Source organism: Nesterenkonia aethiopica, assembly GCF_039534665.1.
Classification (GTDB): Bacteria; Actinomycetota; Actinomycetes; order Actinomycetales; family Micrococcaceae; genus Nesterenkonia; species Nesterenkonia aethiopica.
The window spans coordinates 39,970-56,623 of record NZ_BAAAVT010000013.1; the positions used below are offsets into that span (position 1 = coordinate 39,970).

Genomic DNA, 16,654 nt, shown 5'->3' on the forward strand with positions numbered 1-16,654 from the left:
AACCACGCGTGGCCACCGGTCCGCACTCCGCCCTGGTGTAATGGCAGCACGCCAGCCTTTGGAGCTGTGCAGTCTAGGTTCGAGTCCTAGGGGCGGAACGGCCCCACGGCGTCTCCGCCGTTAGGATTGAGGGGTCCTCCGATTCCCGCTCAAGGAGCTTCTGCCCGTGGCTGTACCTGAGACCCGACCCACCGCCGTGATCGTCCTGGCCGCAGGGGCGGGTACCCGGATGAAGTCACGCACGCCGAAGATCATGCACAGCATCGGCGGTCGGTCGATGATCGGCCACGCCCTGGCTGCGGCCTCAGGGTTGGAGCCCCAACACCTCGTGGCCGTGGTGCGCCACCAGCGGGACAAGGTCGCAGACCACATCGGGTCCTTGGGGACAGGTGCGGTGATCGCCGACCAGGATGAGATCCCCGGCACCGGTCGCGCCGTCGAATGCGGCCTGGCAGCGCTGACCGGCCCTGGGGCCGCGACGCTAACCGGGACCATCGTGGTCACCTACGGGGACGTCCCCCTGCTGACCACCGAGATGCTCGCGGAGCTGGTCGGAACCCATGAGGCCGACGGCAACTCGGTCACAGTCCTCACCGCTGTCCTCGACGACGCCGCCGGCTACGGCCGCATCGTCCGGGCTGAGGACGGCTCGGTCACCGGCATCGTGGAGCACAAGGACGCCACTGAGGAGCAGCGTGGGATCCGCGAGATCAACTCCGGCATCTACGCCTTCGACGCCGAGGTGCTCACCCGTGCGCTCACCCAGGTCACCACGGACAACGCCCAGGGGGAGAAGTACCTCACCGATGTCCTTGCCCTGGCCCGGAGTGAGGGCGGCCGCGTGGCCGCCGTCGTCACTGAGGACCGCTGGCAGGTCGAGGGTGCCAACGATCGAGTCCAGCTGCAGGCGCTCGGCGCCGAGCTCAACCGCCGCACCGTCGAGGCCGCCATGCGGGCGGGCACCACCGTGGTGGATCCCGCCACCACCTGGATCGATGCGACCGTGACGCTGGAGGAGGACACCACCGTCCTGCCCGGCACCCAGCTCCACGGCACCACGCACATCGGCCGCGACGCCGTCGTCGGCCCGGACACCACGCTGACCGACGTCGTCGTCGGCGAAGGCGCTTCGGTGACCCGCACCCACGGTGTGGGAGCGCGCATCGGCGACGGGGCGACGGTCGGTCCCTTCACCTACCTGCGGCCCGGCACCGACCTCGGTCCTGAGGGCAAGATCGGTGCGTTCTACGAGACCAAGAACGTGACGATCGGGCGCGGCAGCAAGCTCTCCCACCTCGGGTACGCCGGGGATGCGACCATCGGCGAGCACACCAACATCGGCTGCGGCAACATCACCGCCAACTACGACGGTGAGAACAAGCACCGCACCGTCATCGGCAGCCACGTGCGCACCAGCTCCAACACGGTATTCGTGGCGCCCGTGGAGGTCGGAGACGGCGCCTACACCGGTGCCGGCGCCGTGGTCCGCAAGGACGTGCCGGCGGGGGCCTTGGCGCTGTCGGTGGCGCCGCAGCGCAATGCGGACGGCTGGGTGGAGCGGAAGCGGCCCGGCTCCGCGGCCGCCCAGGCCGCTCAGCAGGCGGGCCGCACCGAGCCGAACACAGACTCCGAGTAAGCAGTGACACCCCAGGGAACCGGAGAGAAGGAACTACAGCATGGATGAGATCAGGCTGAGCGGCGAGAAGACCCTGGTGGTCGCCTCGGGGCGTGCCCACCCCGAACTGGCCGAGGAGATCGCCGCGGAGCTCGGCACTGAGCTGCTGCCGATGAGTGCCTACGACTTCGCCAACGGCGAGCTCTACGTGCGGTCCTCCGAGTCGGTGCGCGGCAAGGACGTGTTCCTGCTGCAGTCCCACCCCTGGCCGCTGAACAACTGGCTGATGGAGCAGCTCATCATGGTGGACTCCATGAAGCGCGCCTCTGCCAAGCGGATCACCGTGGTCTCCCCGTTCTACCCCTATGCCCGCCAGGACAAGAAGGGACGCGGCCGTGAGCCCATCTCGGCCCGGTTGGTGGCCGACCTCTACAAGACCGCCGGTGCGGACCGCATCATGAGTGTGGACCTGCACACCGCGCAGATCCAGGGCTTCTTCGACGGCCCGGTGGACCATCTCTTCGCGGTGCCGCTGCTGGCCGACTACATCCGCGAGCAGGTCGCCGACGATGAGATCACCGTCGTCTCCCCGGACACCGGGCGCGTCCGCGTGGCCGAGCAGTGGGCGGAGCGCCTGGGGGGTGCACCGCTGGCCTTCGTGCACAAGTCCCGCGATCTGACCATGCCGAACAAGGCCGTCTCGAAGCAGGTCGTCGGCGAGATCGAGGGCCGCACCTGTGTGCTCATCGATGACATGATCGACACCGGGGGCACGATCTCCGGTGCCGTGAAGGTCCTCAAGGACGCCGGGGCCAAGGACGTCATCATCGCCGCGACCCACGCGGTGTTCTCCGACCCGGCCGCTGAGCGGCTGGCCGCCTGCGGCGCCCGGGAGGTCGTGGTCACCAACACGCTGCCGATCCCCGCGGAGAAGCGCTTCGAGCAGCTCACCGTGCTCTCGATCGCCCCGATCCTGGCCCGGGCCATCCACGAGGTCTTCGCCGACGGCTCGGTGACCTCGCTGTTCGACGGCCACGCCTGAGGCTCAGGCGCTCAGCAGCTCCGCCGCCCGCTGGGGGCGTTCGACGGCGATCTGATGTGCGACGCCGTCGACGAGGGTGAGTCGTGCTCCCGGGATCGCCTCGGCGGCCGCACGGATCTCCTCCGGCGGAGCCACCGGGTCCAGCTCGCCGGCCACCAGATGGACAGGTGTGGAGATCGCGGGCAGCTCCTTGCGCAGGTCGAAGCCGCTGAGCACCGTGCACAGGGCGGCATAGGAGGAGTCGTCCGCCGCCCGGAGCGAGCCCATGACGGCGTGGACTGCCTCTGGCGCGGAGGCGCGGAACGCGGGGGAGAACCACCGGGGCATGCTGCCCTCCGTCAAGGCTTCCGTGCCGTCGTCGAGCACCTGCTGGGCGCGGTCCCGCCAGGCCTCGGCGGTGCCGAATCGCGGAAGGCCTCCGAACACTGTGGCGGAGTCGACGACGGCGCCGTGCTCGGCGGCCAGCTGCAGGGTCAGTCCGCCGGCCAGCGAGGTGCCGGCCACCCGCAGCGGGCTGTGCTCCAGGCGCGGGTGTGTGCTGCGCAGGCGCTGCACGGCGTCGACCACGGCCCGGGCCAGCTGAGGCATCGACGGCGTGGCCGGCGCATCCGTCCACGGTGCGGATCGGCCATGCCCTGGAAGATCCAGGCCCACGGCCCAGACGTCCTCGGGAAGGTGTGCGGCCGCCGCCCTCCAGGTGGAGGCGACGTCAGTGCCCAACCCGGGGACGAGCACCAGCAGCAGCCGCGGGTTCTCGGTCTCACGCAGGCTGGTCGCCTCCAGCGCGGGGGCGCCGGCCACGTCTGAGGCAGTCGGATCATCGCTCATGGCACCGAGTATGGTGGCCCCGTTCTCGCCCGGACAAGCCCCGGCGCGTGCGTGATAGCATGGTCGACTGTGCCCAGGCGAGGGAGCGCCGTCGGCCCGTACAGGCCGCCGGTGACTCCGTGATCGACGAGGCGACGGACAGGACGCATCAGCCGCCCGGCCCGGGATGAGGAATCCCGGTGTTCCACCAGGTGTGCGGCGACCTGCCCCGTGAAATCGTCGGTTCCGGCTCCAGGCCCTGGAACTCCACCAGACAACCGACGAAGGACACATCATGGCTGACAAGATCGTCATCCCCGCGACCCTCCGCACCGAGTTCGGCAAGGGTGCCGCCCGCCAGGCCCGCCGCAGCGGCCAGATCCCCGCCGTCGTCTACGGCCACGGTGAGGACCCCATCCACCTGCTGCTGCCCAACCACGAGACCACCCTGGCGGTCCGCAACCCCAACGCGCTGATCACCCTGGACATCGAGGGCAAGAAGCAGCTCGTCCTGCCCAAGGACATCCAGCGCGACGCGATCTACCGCAGCGTGGACCACCTGGACCTGCTGGCCGTCCGCTCGGGTGAGAAGGTCGTCGTCGACGCCCCGGTCGAGGTCATCGGTGAGCCGGCCTCCGGCTTCGAGTACCTGCTCGACCAGCCGACCGTCGCCGTCGAGGCGGAGGCGACCCACCTGCCGGAGTCGATCTCCATCGACATCACCGACCGCGACGAGAACGCCCTGCCGGAGCACCTCCAGCTGCCAGCCGGCGTCACCCTCGCGCTGACCGACCTCGAGTCCCCGGTCGTCACCATCTACGAGCCCACTGCGCAGGACCTGGGCGAGGACGAGGGTGCCGAGGAGGCCGAGGCTGCGGACGAGGCTCCTGCCGAAGAGTCCGGTGAGGGCGAAGACGCCTGATCAGCGCCACACGCGTGAGCTGACGCCCACGACGGCCACGCCTCGATAGACTGCGGGGCATGGCATCTGACACCTGGCTGATAGCGGGGCTCGGGAATCCCGGGCCCCGCTATCGTCATACTCGGCACAACATCGGACACATGGTCCTCGATGAGCTCGTGGACCGCATGGACGCGAAGTACACACGGACCAAGGTCGGAGCGCAGGTCGTGGCCGCCCGTCTGGGTGCAGGCGGACCCAAGGTGGTCTTCGCCGTCTCCGAGGGGTACATGAACACCTCGGGCAGGCCTGTGCGCGGGCTGATGGACTACTTCGACATCGACCCCGAGCGACTCGTGGTGGTCCACGACGAGGTCGACCTGGACTTCGGGCGCCTCAAGCTCAAACGCGGCGGCTCCGAGGGCGGTCACAACGGGCTGAAGTCCATCACCCAGCACCTGAAGGGGGATCGTGACTACATCCGGGTCAGGGTCGGGGTCTCGCGGCCGCCCGGACGGATGGACACCGCGGACTACGTGCTGCAGAAGTTCTCCGCCGAACAGGCGAAAGACCTGCCGCAGGTGATCAACCGGGCCGCCGACGCCGTCGAGCTGATCATCACCGACGGTCTCACCGCAACGCAGAACACCGTCCACCAGAGCTGAGGCGCACCCGGCGGACGGCGTTCTGCCCCCTCTCAGAGAGCGCTGCTCAGCCGTTCGCGCTGATCCACTGCGCCACTTCGCGGGACTGCACCGCGACGAACTTCTTCATGTACGGCTCGGCGGCGGCCTTGAGCTTCTTGCCGATCAGCGGGATCGACGTGGAGACCTCGCCGCGCACCGTGGACAGCGTCTCCTCGGGCCCGCGCGCATGCAGCACCTGGGAGGCCTCGGCGCTGACGGGGGCCGAGTGGATCTTCACGTCCATGTCGGAGCGGCGGGAGCCGTCGGCGTCGGGCGTCGACCAGCGTTCGGTCACCGTCACGGTGACCTGCCCCTTCATCACCTTCTTGGCGATGTCCGGCAGCCGGTCCACGGACATCGACTGCTGCGAGGTCACCTGGAAGGCGCCGTCCGTGTCCCCGCTGACCTCGAAGCTCTCCAGCGTGGAGCCGACGGTGTCGGCCAGGTGCTGGTGGAAGTCTCGGGAGGCGTAGGCGGTCACGATCTTGTCGACGGAGTGGGAGATGACGGTCTCAGCTTCAAGCGCCACAGGCGGTGCTCCTTCAGGGTGAGGACGTGGGGAAGGCGACGTCGGAGGTGACGTCGCCCGCGGCTCCTCTCATCATAGGCCCGCCGCCGCTGTCAGCTGATCAGCCCACGGCGGATCAGCCGAGAGCAGGTTTCGTCGCTGCGACGGGGAGCCGACGGTGATCCTGGGACCATGAGTGATGAGACCCCCGCAGCCCCGCTGTTCGGCGAGTCCGCCCGCCAGGAGATGCTTCACCGCAGAGTCCTGGTCCTCGACGGCGTGCTCGACGACGACAACGGCACGCTGCTGATGACCCAGCTGATGACCTTGGCCGCCGACGACCCGCACACCGAGATCGCCCTGTGGATCCACTCGCCGGGCGGCTCCGTGCCGGCCATGCTGGCTCTGCGGGACCTGATGCGCACCGTGCCCTGCCCGGTGACCACCCTGGCGCTCGGCGTGGCGGCCAGCGCCGGGCAGTTCCTCCTCTCCGCCGGGCAGCCCGGGCGCCGGCATGCCCTGCCGCACGCCAAGATCCTCATGCACCAGGGATCCTCGGGGATCGGGGGCTCCACGGTGGACGTCGAGCTGCAGGCGAAGGATCTGCGCAGCACCCGGGACACCGTGCTGGGGCTCATCGCCGCAGACACCGGCCAGCCTCCGGAGAGAGTGTTCGAGGACTCCCTGCGGGACACCTGGTTCACCGCCGCCGAGGCGGTGGACTACGGCTTCGTCGATGCCGTCGCGGACTTCTCCGCGATCATCCCGCGCGCACGACGCCGCCCGGTGGGGCTCACCTCCCAGGTGGAGCGCAGCGCGCCGGGGGCCGACGGGGAGGGATCATGAGCGCCTACACCATTCCGCATGTGATCAGCCGGGACGGCCGAAGCGAACGGGTCATGGACGTCTACTCCCAGCTGCTCGCCGAGCGCATCATCTACTTGGGTACCGGCATCGACTCCGGGGTCGCCAATGCGATCATCGCGCAGCTGCTGCATCTGGAGTCCGCGGACCCCCAGGTGCCGGTGAACCTGTACATCAACTGCGAGGGCGGCGACCCCTCGGCCACCTTGGCCATCTACGACACGATGCAGTACATCCGCGCGCCGGTGGCCACCACCTGCGTGGGGCAGGCCTTCGCCGCCGGCGCGGTGCTGCTGGCCGGGGGAGAGCCCGGGATGCGCTCCATGCTGCCGCACACCCGGATCGTGCTCCACCAGCCGGCGATCGGTGCCGGCCGCGGCGCCATCCCGGACCTCATCCTGCACGCCGACGAGCTGGTCCGGGTGCGGGGCGAGATCGAGCAGGTCATGGCTCGTCACACCGGTCGCAGCCCGGACCAGCTGCGCCGGGACACGGACCGCGACCGGGTGTTCGCCGCCGCCGAGGCCCTGGACTACGGGCTCGTGGACGAGGTGCTGAGCACCCGCCCCACGACGGCGGTGAGCCCGGCCGCGGGGTGATCCCTCCATCGAGGCGTCACATTCCCGTCGATCATCCCGAGCCTGACGCGTGCGGAGATGCACGGGAAAGTGACTCGTGGATCGCGCAGCAGCAGGGCCTGTGTCGATCGCGGCGGCTCCGTGATCAGCAGATGTGCTGAGGGGCGTCCCCCGTGATGCGCCAGGTGATGTTCTCCCCGCAGGGCGACTCGCGGACGGAGGTGCCGTCGACCTCCAGGGTGATGCTCACATCACGCGTGAGGGGGAACTCGCTGCGCGAGGCGATGCGGACCTCCCCGCCGCCGTCGACGGTGCCGGAGGCCAGGGTGACGTTGTAGCAGTTCTCGATCAGCACGGCGTTGCCGCCGGTGCCGCTGAGCTCGACCTCCCCGACGTGCAGCCCGCCGGACTGGGAGACGCAGAAGATGCCGCGTCCGCCGCCGTGGGCGACCACCTTGTCCACGACGACGTTGGTGTCATATCCGCCGTCGGCCGCGCGTCCTGCGGTGTTGGCCACGCGGAAGGTGGCGTAGCCCGTGCCGGTGGCCACATTGTGGCCGTCCACCAGCCCGATGCGTGCGTTGCGCGTGTTGTTCAGCAGCAGCCCCGCGTAGCCGACGTCCCGGGCGATCACCGCCCCGATGTCGAGGCCGTTGACGTTCCACGTCTCCACCCCGTGGTTGTCGGTGCCGGAGACGTGGATGCGGTCCATGACCACGGAGATGCTGTCTGGGCTCTCGCGGTCGAAGCGGACGCCCAGGCCGCCGGTGAGGTCCAGGGTGATCTGGCCCAGGTGCAGCCCACGCACCGCGCCGAAGTGGAGTCCGAACCAGGGGCTCCCGGTCATGGTCAGATGCGGGATGGCGACATCCGTCGCGCCGAAGGCTTCGATGGCGCCGCGACCGGTGGTGTTGCCGACGTCCATGATGCCGCAGACCTCGAAGGAGGTGTGGCTGGGCAGGTCGATGGTGTGGTGGCCGATCCAGCCGCTGGCCATCACCGAGACGCTCTCCTGGGACGTGCGTCCTGGCGTCAGGCTGCCGACCGCCTCCCAGGTGGCGACGATGTAGCTCTCACCCTGATAGACCGTCTGTCCGCGATAGCTGGTGGTGAAGCCCTGCTGCTGGCTGCCGGTCACGACGGCGTCTCCGCCGCCGCAGTCCTGCTGCGCCATGGCGGGTGCGCCGCCGGTGAGAGTGGCTGTCAGCAGGGCGAGCACGGCGAGAGCGGCGCCGAATGCTCTCCTCAGGAACCTGGGTCGACGTCGGACGTCGGGGAAGGCGGGTGGCGTCGGGGGAGCCGTCGGTGGATGGTTCATCGCGGGAAGAGTCGTCATGTCGGCCTCTCGTGGGGATCAGAACTGTCATGCAACGTTGCAAAGTCAGCCCGGAGGGCGAACGACGACGATGAGGTCGAAAGTCTCCCGGCGACTGAATATGTCGCAGATCACATGACGTGCGGCACAGTAGCAGGCGTCATGCGGGAGTAAAAGGTTTCAATGACCGGTGGGTCGATCGCGGCGGCTCAGGCGACGGCGCTGAGGCTGACCACGGTGGAGGCACTGACGTCGCGTGGGGGCGGGCCGGTGTGCGTCCGCAGGTCGGAGACGGGGGCGAAGCCGATGAAGGAGAGCGTGTCGCGGCGCAGCTCGTCGGCGACTTCGAGGGTGAGATCCACCAGTCCGATTCCGAGTGCCCCGGCGATGGCGGCGATCATCTCCGAGGAGGGTTCCTTGCGGCCCCGCTCGATCTCGGAGAGGTACTGCGGGGACAGTCCGGCCTCCGCGGCCAGGTCATGCAGGGTTCGTCCCTGGTGCTTTCGCAGCCGACGGAGGCGGGCACCGAGCACTTCGCGCCACAGCGGCTCCTGCTGCGCAAGGGCTCCCGGCGAGGCGCGTCGCCACGTCGTACGGTCCCCCTGCTGCTGGCTCATGGCCCCACAGTAGACCGGGCGCTGTGTGGCTCTCCAGGGTTTCTGCCCTGAGCAGATGCTCGAGAGTAGGCTGGACCGGTGAGCATTCTCAGCATTCTTCTGCTCCTGGGCGGCTTCGTGCTGCTCGTCGCCGGCGGCGAGGCGCTGGTGCGCGGCGCGGGGTCGCTGGGCCGCACAGCCGGACTGTCCTCGCTGATCGTGGGGCTGACCGTGGTCTCCTTCGCCACCTCCAGCCCCGAACTGGCGGTCTCCACCGGTGCGGCGCTGACAGGATCCCCCGGTCTGGCCATCGGCAATGTGGTGGGCAGCAACATCGCCAACATCCTCTTCGTGCTGGGGCTCACGGCGGTCTTCGGCGCCTTGACCGTGCGCCTGCAGCTCATCCGCGCGGACATCCCGGTGATGATCGTCTTCTCGGTGCTGCTGGTGGTGCTGGCCCTCGACGGCGGCATCGCCACCTGGGAAGGGGTCCTCCTGCTGGTGCTCCTGGGCGTCTACCTGGTGGCGCTGGTCATCTATGCCCGACGTCAGCGGTCGAAGGGCCGGGTTCCTGCGCTCGGCGTCGAGGAGGAGTGGAGCGAGGAGCCGGGCCCACTCATGAAGGCTCTGCGGGCCACCACGCTGCGCTCGGTCCTCACCGACCTGGTCCTGGTCGCCGTCGGCGTGGCTCTGCTCGTGGTCGGTGCGCAGATGCTCGTCTCGGGGGCCACCGACATCGCCGAGGCCTTCGGAGTCTCTGACCTCGTTATCGGTCTGACGGTGGTGGCCATCGGCACCTCGCTGCCTGAGCTGGCCACCAGCATCATCGCTGCCTTGCGCGGGGAGCGGGAGATGGCCGTGGGCAACCTGGTGGGCTCCAACATCTTCAACATCGGGGCCGTGGTCGGAGTGACCGCCCTCGTCGCACCCTCGGGCATCGACGTCGAGGCCGCGGCGATCCACTTCGACATGCCCGTCATGCTCGCCACTGCGCTGGTGCTGCTGCCGCTGGCCTTCACCGGCCAGGCGATCTCTCGCTGGGAGGGGGCGCTGCTGGTCGCCCTCTACGCCTCGTATGTGGCCTATCTGGTGATGGCCGCCTCCCATCACGCCGTGCTGGGGCCGTTCAGCGCGGCCATGGTGTGGTTCGTCCTGCCGGTCACCGCCCTGTGGATCATCGCCCTGGTGGGCTACGAGGTCGGGCTCCGGCATGGCAGGTGCCAGGCGGGGATCGACTGATCAGCCGTCGGGGCGGGCGGGGTCACTCCGGCAGAAGCTCCAACAGCGCCGCAGCGGCCGGGGACGTGTTGAACCCGTCCCAGGCCAGATGCTCGGTGCGCGTCGGCCCGTCCATCACGTCAAGGGTGTGCAGACCCTGGAACTCGTCGTCGAGCGCGGAGGGCAGCAGCGCGACGGCGAGCCGCTGACGCACCAGGCCGAGGATCAGGTCCGCGGTGGTGGACTCAAAGGCCACCTCGCGGGTCAGCCTGGCCTCGGCGAAGGCCAGGTCCGTCTGGGTGCGCCCGGGGGAGTCGGCGGGGAAGTCGGCGAAGCGCTCGTCGGCGAGCTCTTCGAGACGGACCCTCCGGCGGCGGGCCAGTCGATGGTCCGGGGCGACGACGGCCACGTGCCGGTCCCGCGCCAGTTCTCGGGAGCTGACCCCCGTCGGTGACTGGCCGGCCGCCAGCCCGAGGATCCCGATGTCGAGCCGGCCGTGCCGGATCTCGGTGACGATCTCGTCGCTGCGCCCCATGCGCAGGCTCACCGTCACCTCGGGATGGGCCTCGTGGAGGCGGCGGAGCAGGGCCGGCAGATCGACGGCGGTGACGGTGGGGATGATCCCGATGCGCACCGTTCCGCGGATCTCTCCGGCGGCGGAGGCCGCCTCGGCCGCGGCCCGCTCGGCGGCCTCCACGGCTTGGCGTGCCGCCGGCAGGAAGGCCTCTCCGGAGGCGGTCAGCTCGACGCGTCGGCTGCTGCGGGCGAAGAGCCGCACGCCGAGCTCCTTCTCGAGGGCGGCGATCTGGTGGCTGAGGGCGGACTGCACTACGAAGCATGCCCGCGCTGCCCGCGTGAAGCTGCGGTGCTCGGCGACGGCGAGCACGTAGCGGATCTGCTGCAGGTCCATCCATCTATCGTGCATCACGATGGTTGCGATGACAAAGATGTGTTGGACTCATCGATGAGTGCTGGCGGAGGCTGGTGCCATGAACGCCGTCCTGCGCACCACTGTGCTGACCGCCCTGGCCCCCATCGCCTGGGGCACGACCTTTCTGGTGACCACTGAGCTGCTTCCTCCGGACCGGCCGCTCACCGCGTCTCTGCTGCGTGCGCTGCCTGCCGGGCTGCTGGCGCTGCTGATCGCGCAGTGTCTGCCCCACGGGCACTGGTGGTGGCGGTCCCTGGTCCTCGGCACGCTGAACATCGGCGCGTTCTTCCCGCTGCTGTTCCTGGCGGCGGAGCGGCTTCCTGGGGGAGCGGCGGCCACCCTTGGCGCAGTCCAGCCGCTGCTGGTGACCCTGCTGGTGGTCGTCGTGCTCTCCGAACGGCTGTGCCGCTGGCGGCTGTTGTGGGGCGGGCTGGGGGTGGTCGGTGTGGGCATGGTGGTCCTCGGCCCGGCGGCGGCGCTGGACGGGCTGGGCGTGGTCGCCGGCCTGGCCGGGGCCGTCTGCATGGCCTTCGGAGTGGTCCTCACCAAGCGCTGGGGCCGACCCGACGGAGTGGGACCCGTGGGCTATGCAGGTTGGCAGCTCGCCGCCGGCGGCGTCGTCCTGCTGCTCCCCGCAATCCTGGTCGAGGGGCCGCCCACCGGTCTCGACGCCGGTGCGGTGCTCGGCCACCTGTGGCTGGGGCTGGTCGGCGGGCTGGTGGCCTACGGCCTGTGGTTCGACGGACTGCGGCGGCTGCCCGTCACCGCCACGGCACTGTTGGGGCTGCTCTCGCCCCTCACTGCCGCCCTGATGGGTGTGGTGGTGCTGGGCCAGGTGTTCACCTGGACCCAGCTGGGAGGGTACGGCCTGGCGTTGGCGGCCCTGGTCGCCGGTCAGCTGGAGCCGCGACGCCGCGGTCCGTCCCTCACGTCGCCTCCCGCTGAGAGCGGACGTGGATGCCTTGCCGGCGGGCGGCGCAGTATCCTGTGGGAGGCCCATCGGCCACCTGGTCCGGCGACTCTCCCCTGAACTGTCACGAAGCGAGGCGTTCCACTCCATGGCACTGTCCGGTCTGCGCACGGTACTGGCGGCTTCCTCCTCCTATGGGCGGGTCTCCGCCGCGGCCTCGCACCCGGCGGCCGAACGCACCGACGAGCTGCAGATCGCCGCCACCACCGGTCTGCGGCCGGCTCTGGTCGCGGAGATCGCCGCCCGACTGCGCGGCGCGGAGGACACCGGGGTGCTGCTGGCGGTGACCGCCACGGATCGAGAGGCCGACGACCTGGCCACCTCGCTGCGCAGCTACGCCCCGGGGATCGAGGTCGCCCACTTCCCGTCCTGGGAGACCCTGCCCCACGAACGGCTGTCCCCACGCTCGGACACCGTCGGCCGACGGCTCGCCGTGCTCCGGCGGCTCGCCCACCCGCAGCAGGCCGGTCGGCTCGACGTCGTCGTGGCGCCGGTGCGCGCCGTCGTCCAGCCGCTGGTGGACGGCCTCGGCGATCTGGCCCCGGTGCGGCTGGAGGTCGGACAGGAGCATGACTTCGACGACGTCGTCGCCGGCCTGGCCGACGCCGCCTACACCCGGGTGGACATGGTCACCCGTCGCGGCGAGTTCGCGGTGCGCGGTGGAATCCTCGACGTCTTCCCGCCGACCGAGCCCCATCCCGTGCGCGTGGAGTTCTTCGGCGACGAGATCGACCAGATGCGCCGGTTCTCCGTGGCCGATCAGCGCTCGCTGGAGGAGGACGAGCATCCCACCGCCGTGGACGCCGCCCCCTGCCGGGAGCTGCTGATCACCGAGGACGTCAGGGCCCGGGCCAAGGAGCTGCTGCCGCAGATGCCCCACGCCCAGGACCTGCTGACCAAGATCGCCGACGGGCTGGCGCCCGAAGGCATGGAGTCCCTGGCCCCGGTGCTCGTGGACCGTATGGTCCCCCTGGTCAGCCAGCTGCCGACCGGATCACTGACCGTAGTGGTGGAGCCGGAGCGCACCCGCGGCCGCGCCCAGGACCTGGCCGCCACCAATGAGGAGTTCCTCGCCGCGGCCTGGGCCGCAGCCCCCGACGGCGGCGCCGCGCCGCTGGACATCACCGCCGCCGAGCAGGAGGGCCTGGCCGCCGGCTCCTTCGCCACGTTGGGCGAGACCCGGGAGGCCTCCCTGCAGCACGGCGCCGGATGGTGGTCGATCACCTCCTTGGGGCTGGACGAGGAGCTCGAGCAGGACGCCGACATCGTCTCCCTCGACTCCCGTGAGCCCATCGGGTATCGCGGCAGCGTGGAGGATGTCATGCAGTTCCTGGCCGAGCGGGCCCGGGACCATTGGTCCGTGGTGGTCACCACCGCCGGGCACGGCTCGGCCCAGCGGGTGGCCGAGCTGCTGGCCGAGCATGAGGTCCCCGCCGAGCTGGTGGAGAGCCTCGAGGAGGCCCCCTCCCCGGGGAGGATCACCGTCACCACTGCGGAGGTCTCGCAGGGCTTCGCCGTGGACCCGCTGCAGCTGGCGCTGCTGACCGAGTCCGAGATGCTGGGACGTTCCATGCGTTCGGGATCCACCGGTTCGCGGCGCATGCCGGCCCGCCGTCGTCGTCACGCGGTGGACCCGCTGGCCCTGAAGCAGGGCGACTACGTGGTCCACGAGCAGCACGGCATCGGCCAGTTCGTGGAGCTGGTCCAGCGGCGTGTGGGCTCTCCGCAGGCGGTGAAGGCCGGCACCGCCGGGATCCGCGAGTACCTGGTCCTGGAGTACGCCCCCTCCAAGCGTGGAGGCCCCAAGGACCGCCTCATGGTGCCCACCGACCAGCTGGACCAGGTGTCGCAGTATGTGGGAGGGGACGCCCCGAGCCTGTCCAAGATGGGCGGCAGCGACTGGGCTCAGACCAAGAAGAAGGCCAAGCGCGCCGTCAAGGAGATCGCCGGCGAGCTCATCCGACTCTATGCTGCGCGCATGGCCTCCCGGGGCCACGCCTTCGGCCCGGACACCCCCTGGCAGGGGGAGCTGGAGGACGCCTTCCCGCACCCGGAGACCCCCGACCAGCTGACCACCATGGAGGAGGTCAAGCGGGACATGGAGCGAGAGGTGCCCATGGACCGGCTGATCTCCGGCGACGTCGGCTACGGCAAGACCGAGATCGCGGTCCGGGCGGCGTTCAAGGCCGTCCAGGACGGCAAGCAGGTGGCCGTGCTGGTCCCCACCACGCTGCTGAGCTCCCAGCACCAGGAGACCTTCACCGAACGGTTCGCCGGCTTCCCCGTCACGGTGAAGGCGCTCTCTCGCTTCCAGACGGCCAAGGAGTCCCGGGAGATCATCGCCGGGATCGCCGCAGGCGACGTCGACGTCGTCATCGGCACCCATCGTCTGCTCTCCAAGGAGGTCCAGTTCAAGGACCTGGGGCTGGTCATCATCGACGAGGAGCAGCGCTTCGGCGTCGAGCACAAGGAGGCGCTGAAGAAGCTGCGCACCAATGTGGACGTGCTGGCGATGTCCGCGACCCCGATCCCCCGCACCCTGGAGATGTCCATGGCCGGGATCCGGGAGACCTCCACCCTGGCCACCCCGCCGGAGGAGCGGCACCCGGTGCTCACCTATGTGGGGCCGTTCACGGACAAGCAGGTCTCGGCGGCCGTCCGCCGTGAGCTCATGCGCGAAGGGCAGGTGTTCTTCGTGCACAACCGGGTCTCCTCCATCGAGGCGACTGCGGCGAAGGTGCGCGAGCTGGTGCCGGAGGCTCGCGTGGAAGTGGCCCACGGCCAGATGAGCGAGTCCCGCCTGGAGCAGATCATCCAGGACTTCTGGGAGAAGCGCTTCGACGTGCTGGTCTCCACCACGATCATCGAGACCGGCCTGGACATCTCCAACGCGAACACGCTCATCGTGGACCGCGCCTCCACCTACGGGCTCTCCCAGCTGCACCAGCTGCGCGGCCGGGTGGGCCGCTCCCGGGAGCGCGCCTATGCCTACTTCCTCTACCCTGCGGAGAAGCCGCTGGGAGAGGTCGCCCTGGAGCGGTTGAAGGCCGTGGCGGCGAACAACGAGCTCGGCGCCGGGCTGCAGCTGGCTATGAAGGACCTGGAGATCCGCGGGGCCGGGAACCTGCTCGGCGGCGAGCAGTCCGGACACATCGCCGGGGTCGGCTTCGACCTGTACCTGCGCCTGGTGGGGGAGGCGGTGGCCGACTACCGCGGCGACGCCGAAGAGAAGATCACCGAGGTCAAGATCGAGCTGCCCATCAGCGCCCACCTCCCGGAGGAGTACGTCCCGGGGGAGCGGCTGCGGCTGGAGGGCTACCGGAAGATGGCGGCCGCGGACACCGAGGAGAAGATCACCGAGGTGGTCACCGAATGGCAGGACCGCTACGGGGAGCTGCCCCAGGCGGTGCAGAACCTGGTGGAGGTGGCCCGCCTGCGGAACCGCGCCCGGGCCGCCGGGATCTCCGACATCGGGGTGCAGGGGAAGTTCATCCGCTTCGCTCCGGTGGAGGAGCTGCCCGAGTCTCGTCAGATGCGCCTGGAACGCCTGTACCCGGGGTCTCAGATCAAGTCGTCGCTCTCAGCGGTGCTCCTCCCGCGGCCCACCACCGCCCGGGTGGGTGGCCAGGACCTCACGGACGAGGCGCTGCTGGGCTGGCTGGAGCAGGTGTTCGAGGCGATCTTCGCGCCGGCAGTCCGGTCAGGTACGGCGACAGCGGCGTCCGGTTGACCAGCACCCCCAGGGCCCAGCACAGGGCCAGCGCCAGCGCTGTGCGGGTGAGGGGCTCCTCGATGCCGAGCCAGCGCAGCGCCAGGTAGAGGACGAGTGCGTGCGCGAAGACCACCAGGGTTCCGGTGCGCACCAGCTCGGAGAGCACGGTCACCGCAGGGGGGAGGCGGCGCAGCACTGCGTCCACCCGCGTGGAGAAGATCAGCACCATCCCGCAGCAGATCAGGATTGCCAGCATCGGCGAGAGCAGGTAGGTGCCGAAGCCGGACCATTTCATGTTCATGGTCTCCGCGCCCAGCACGACGCCGCCGAACCCGACGATCAGGCAGAGCACCCCTACCGGCACGGCGCGGGGGATTCTCCAGAAATGGCGGCGGAACCAGTAGCCGGCCAGCATGTAGGTGGTGCACGCCGGCACCAGTCCGATGCCCAGCAGGGTATAGGCCATCCGGGACTCCGGGATCTCCGCCAGGGTGAGGCCCACCAGCGCGACGACGACGCCCACCCACCAGGGCAGGGCCACCAGGATGCGCAGCAGCAGGGCGGCGAAGAACATCACGGAGATGAACCAGAACGCCAGGAACGGCATGTCAGTGGAAGCGCCGCCGGCCAGCGCCCCGGAGATCACGTACTCCCCGAACGGCCACGGCGTGTGCTCCATGGCCCACACCGCACCGAGCAGGATCAGGAACCAGGTGAGGTACGGGGTGGCCAGCGTCCGCCAGCGCACGGCGACCTCACCGGAGAAGGTCCGGGAGGTGGAGAAGAAGAACCCGGCGAGGAAGAAGAACAGCGGCATGCGCCAGATCTGCAGATATTCCTCGCCGGGCATGCCCGGATAGGCGTGTCCGATGACGACGGCGGCCACGGAGATGACCCGCAGCAGATCCACT

At 69.9% G+C, this 16,654-nt stretch carries 15 protein-coding genes and 1 tRNA gene; 10 read left to right on the top strand and 6 right to left on the bottom strand.

What is annotated here, in order from left to right; genetic code table 11:
* Window positions 1–26 precede the first annotated feature (26 nt).
* The 3 genes from ABD658_RS10690 (at window position 27) to ABD658_RS10700 (ending at window position 2,657) form a co-directional block, all read left to right on the top strand.
* Window positions 27–98: transfer RNA gene (locus tag ABD658_RS10690), tRNA-Gln, on the top strand.
* 131 nt (window positions 99–229) lie between these two features.
* A complete protein-coding gene (gene glmU / locus ABD658_RS10695) occupies window positions 230–1,636 on the top strand; it encodes a bifunctional UDP-N-acetylglucosamine diphosphorylase/glucosamine-1-phosphate N-acetyltransferase GlmU (protein ID WP_425574506.1) in 1,407 nt (468 codons plus the stop codon).
* A gap of 40 nt (window positions 1,637–1,676) precedes the next feature.
* On the top strand, window positions 1,677–2,657 hold the full coding sequence (locus ABD658_RS10700) for a ribose-phosphate diphosphokinase (protein ID WP_344681191.1): 981 nt from the start codon (window positions 1,677–1,679) through the stop codon (window positions 2,655–2,657).
* 3 nt (window positions 2,658–2,660) lie between these two features.
* Here the strand turns inward: ABD658_RS10700 and ABD658_RS10705 are convergent, their stop codons facing one another.
* Window positions 2,661–3,485, bottom strand: a complete 825-nt coding sequence (locus ABD658_RS10705) for an alpha/beta fold hydrolase (RefSeq protein WP_344681193.1) — start codon at window positions 3,483–3,485, stop codon at window positions 2,661–2,663.
* A gap of 274 nt (window positions 3,486–3,759) precedes the next feature.
* Here ABD658_RS10705 and ABD658_RS10710 point away from each other — a divergent pair, with 274 nt between their 5' ends.
* Together ABD658_RS10710 and pth are read left to right on the top strand one after the other, a co-directional pair.
* Complete coding sequence (locus ABD658_RS10710; RefSeq protein WP_070161552.1) at window positions 3,760–4,386, top strand: 50S ribosomal protein L25/general stress protein Ctc; 627 nt, start codon at window positions 3,760–3,762, stop codon at window positions 4,384–4,386.
* Between the two features lie 59 nt (window positions 4,387–4,445).
* The gene (gene pth / locus ABD658_RS10715; protein ID WP_344681195.1) at window positions 4,446–5,030 is read left to right on the top strand and encodes an aminoacyl-tRNA hydrolase; all 585 of its coding nucleotides are present in this window, start codon (window positions 4,446–4,448) and stop codon (window positions 5,028–5,030) included.
* Window positions 5,031–5,076: 46 nt separating this feature from the next.
* Here pth and ABD658_RS10720 read toward each other — a convergent pair whose 3' ends face one another.
* The gene (locus ABD658_RS10720; protein WP_070161547.1) at window positions 5,077–5,580 is read right to left on the bottom strand and encodes a DUF2505 domain-containing protein; all 504 of its coding nucleotides are present in this window, start codon (window positions 5,578–5,580) and stop codon (window positions 5,077–5,079) included.
* Between the two features lie 171 nt (window positions 5,581–5,751).
* On the opposite strand from ABD658_RS10720, the gene ABD658_RS10725 reads away from it, so the two are divergent.
* Window positions 5,752–6,405: a ClpP family protease gene (locus tag ABD658_RS10725; protein ID WP_344681197.1), complete on the top strand. Its 654-nt coding sequence runs from the start codon at window positions 5,752–5,754 to the stop codon at window positions 6,403–6,405.
* The gene (locus tag ABD658_RS10730) at window positions 6,402–7,022 is read left to right on the top strand and encodes a ClpP family protease (protein ID WP_344744516.1); all 621 of its coding nucleotides are present in this window, start codon (window positions 6,402–6,404) and stop codon (window positions 7,020–7,022) included. The genes ABD658_RS10725 and ABD658_RS10730 overlap by 4 nt, the downstream gene beginning before the upstream one ends.
* Window positions 7,023–7,146: 124 nt before the next feature.
* Here the strand turns inward: ABD658_RS10730 and ABD658_RS10735 are convergent, their stop codons facing one another.
* Together ABD658_RS10735 and ABD658_RS10740 are read right to left on the bottom strand one after the other, a co-directional pair.
* On the bottom strand, window positions 7,147–8,319 hold the full coding sequence (locus ABD658_RS10735; protein WP_344681199.1) for a right-handed parallel beta-helix repeat-containing protein: 1,173 nt from the start codon (window positions 8,317–8,319) through the stop codon (window positions 7,147–7,149).
* 206 nt (window positions 8,320–8,525) lie between these two features.
* A complete protein-coding gene (locus ABD658_RS10740; RefSeq protein WP_344681201.1) occupies window positions 8,526–8,933 on the bottom strand; it encodes a helix-turn-helix domain-containing protein in 408 nt (135 codons plus the stop codon).
* A 78-nt stretch (window positions 8,934–9,011) separates the two neighbouring features.
* Between ABD658_RS10740 and ABD658_RS10745 the strand changes: the two genes are divergently transcribed.
* A complete protein-coding gene (locus ABD658_RS10745) occupies window positions 9,012–10,151 on the top strand; it encodes a calcium/sodium antiporter (RefSeq protein WP_344681203.1) in 1,140 nt (379 codons plus the stop codon).
* A gap of 22 nt (window positions 10,152–10,173) precedes the next feature.
* Here the strand turns inward: ABD658_RS10745 and ABD658_RS10750 are convergent, their stop codons facing one another.
* Window positions 10,174–11,040, bottom strand: coding sequence for a LysR family transcriptional regulator (locus ABD658_RS10750; protein WP_344681206.1), 867 nt, complete (start codon window positions 11,038–11,040; stop codon window positions 10,174–10,176).
* Between the two features lie 79 nt (window positions 11,041–11,119).
* Between ABD658_RS10750 and ABD658_RS10755 the strand changes: the two genes are divergently transcribed.
* A complete protein-coding gene (locus ABD658_RS10755) occupies window positions 11,120–12,091 on the top strand; it encodes an EamA family transporter (RefSeq protein WP_344681208.1) in 972 nt (323 codons plus the stop codon).
* Window positions 12,092–12,119: 28 nt separating this feature from the next.
* Complete coding sequence (mfd, locus tag ABD658_RS10760; protein WP_344681210.1) at window positions 12,120–15,761, top strand: transcription-repair coupling factor; 3,642 nt, start codon at window positions 12,120–12,122, stop codon at window positions 15,759–15,761.
* Here the strand turns inward: mfd and ABD658_RS10765 are convergent.
* Window positions 15,664–16,653 (bottom strand): acyltransferase family protein, encoded by a 990-nt coding sequence (locus ABD658_RS10765; RefSeq protein ID WP_344681212.1) that lies wholly within the window; start codon window positions 16,651–16,653, stop codon window positions 15,664–15,666. The two genes, mfd and ABD658_RS10765, sit on opposite strands and share 98 nt — an antisense overlap.
* Window position 16,654 lies beyond the last annotated feature (1 nt).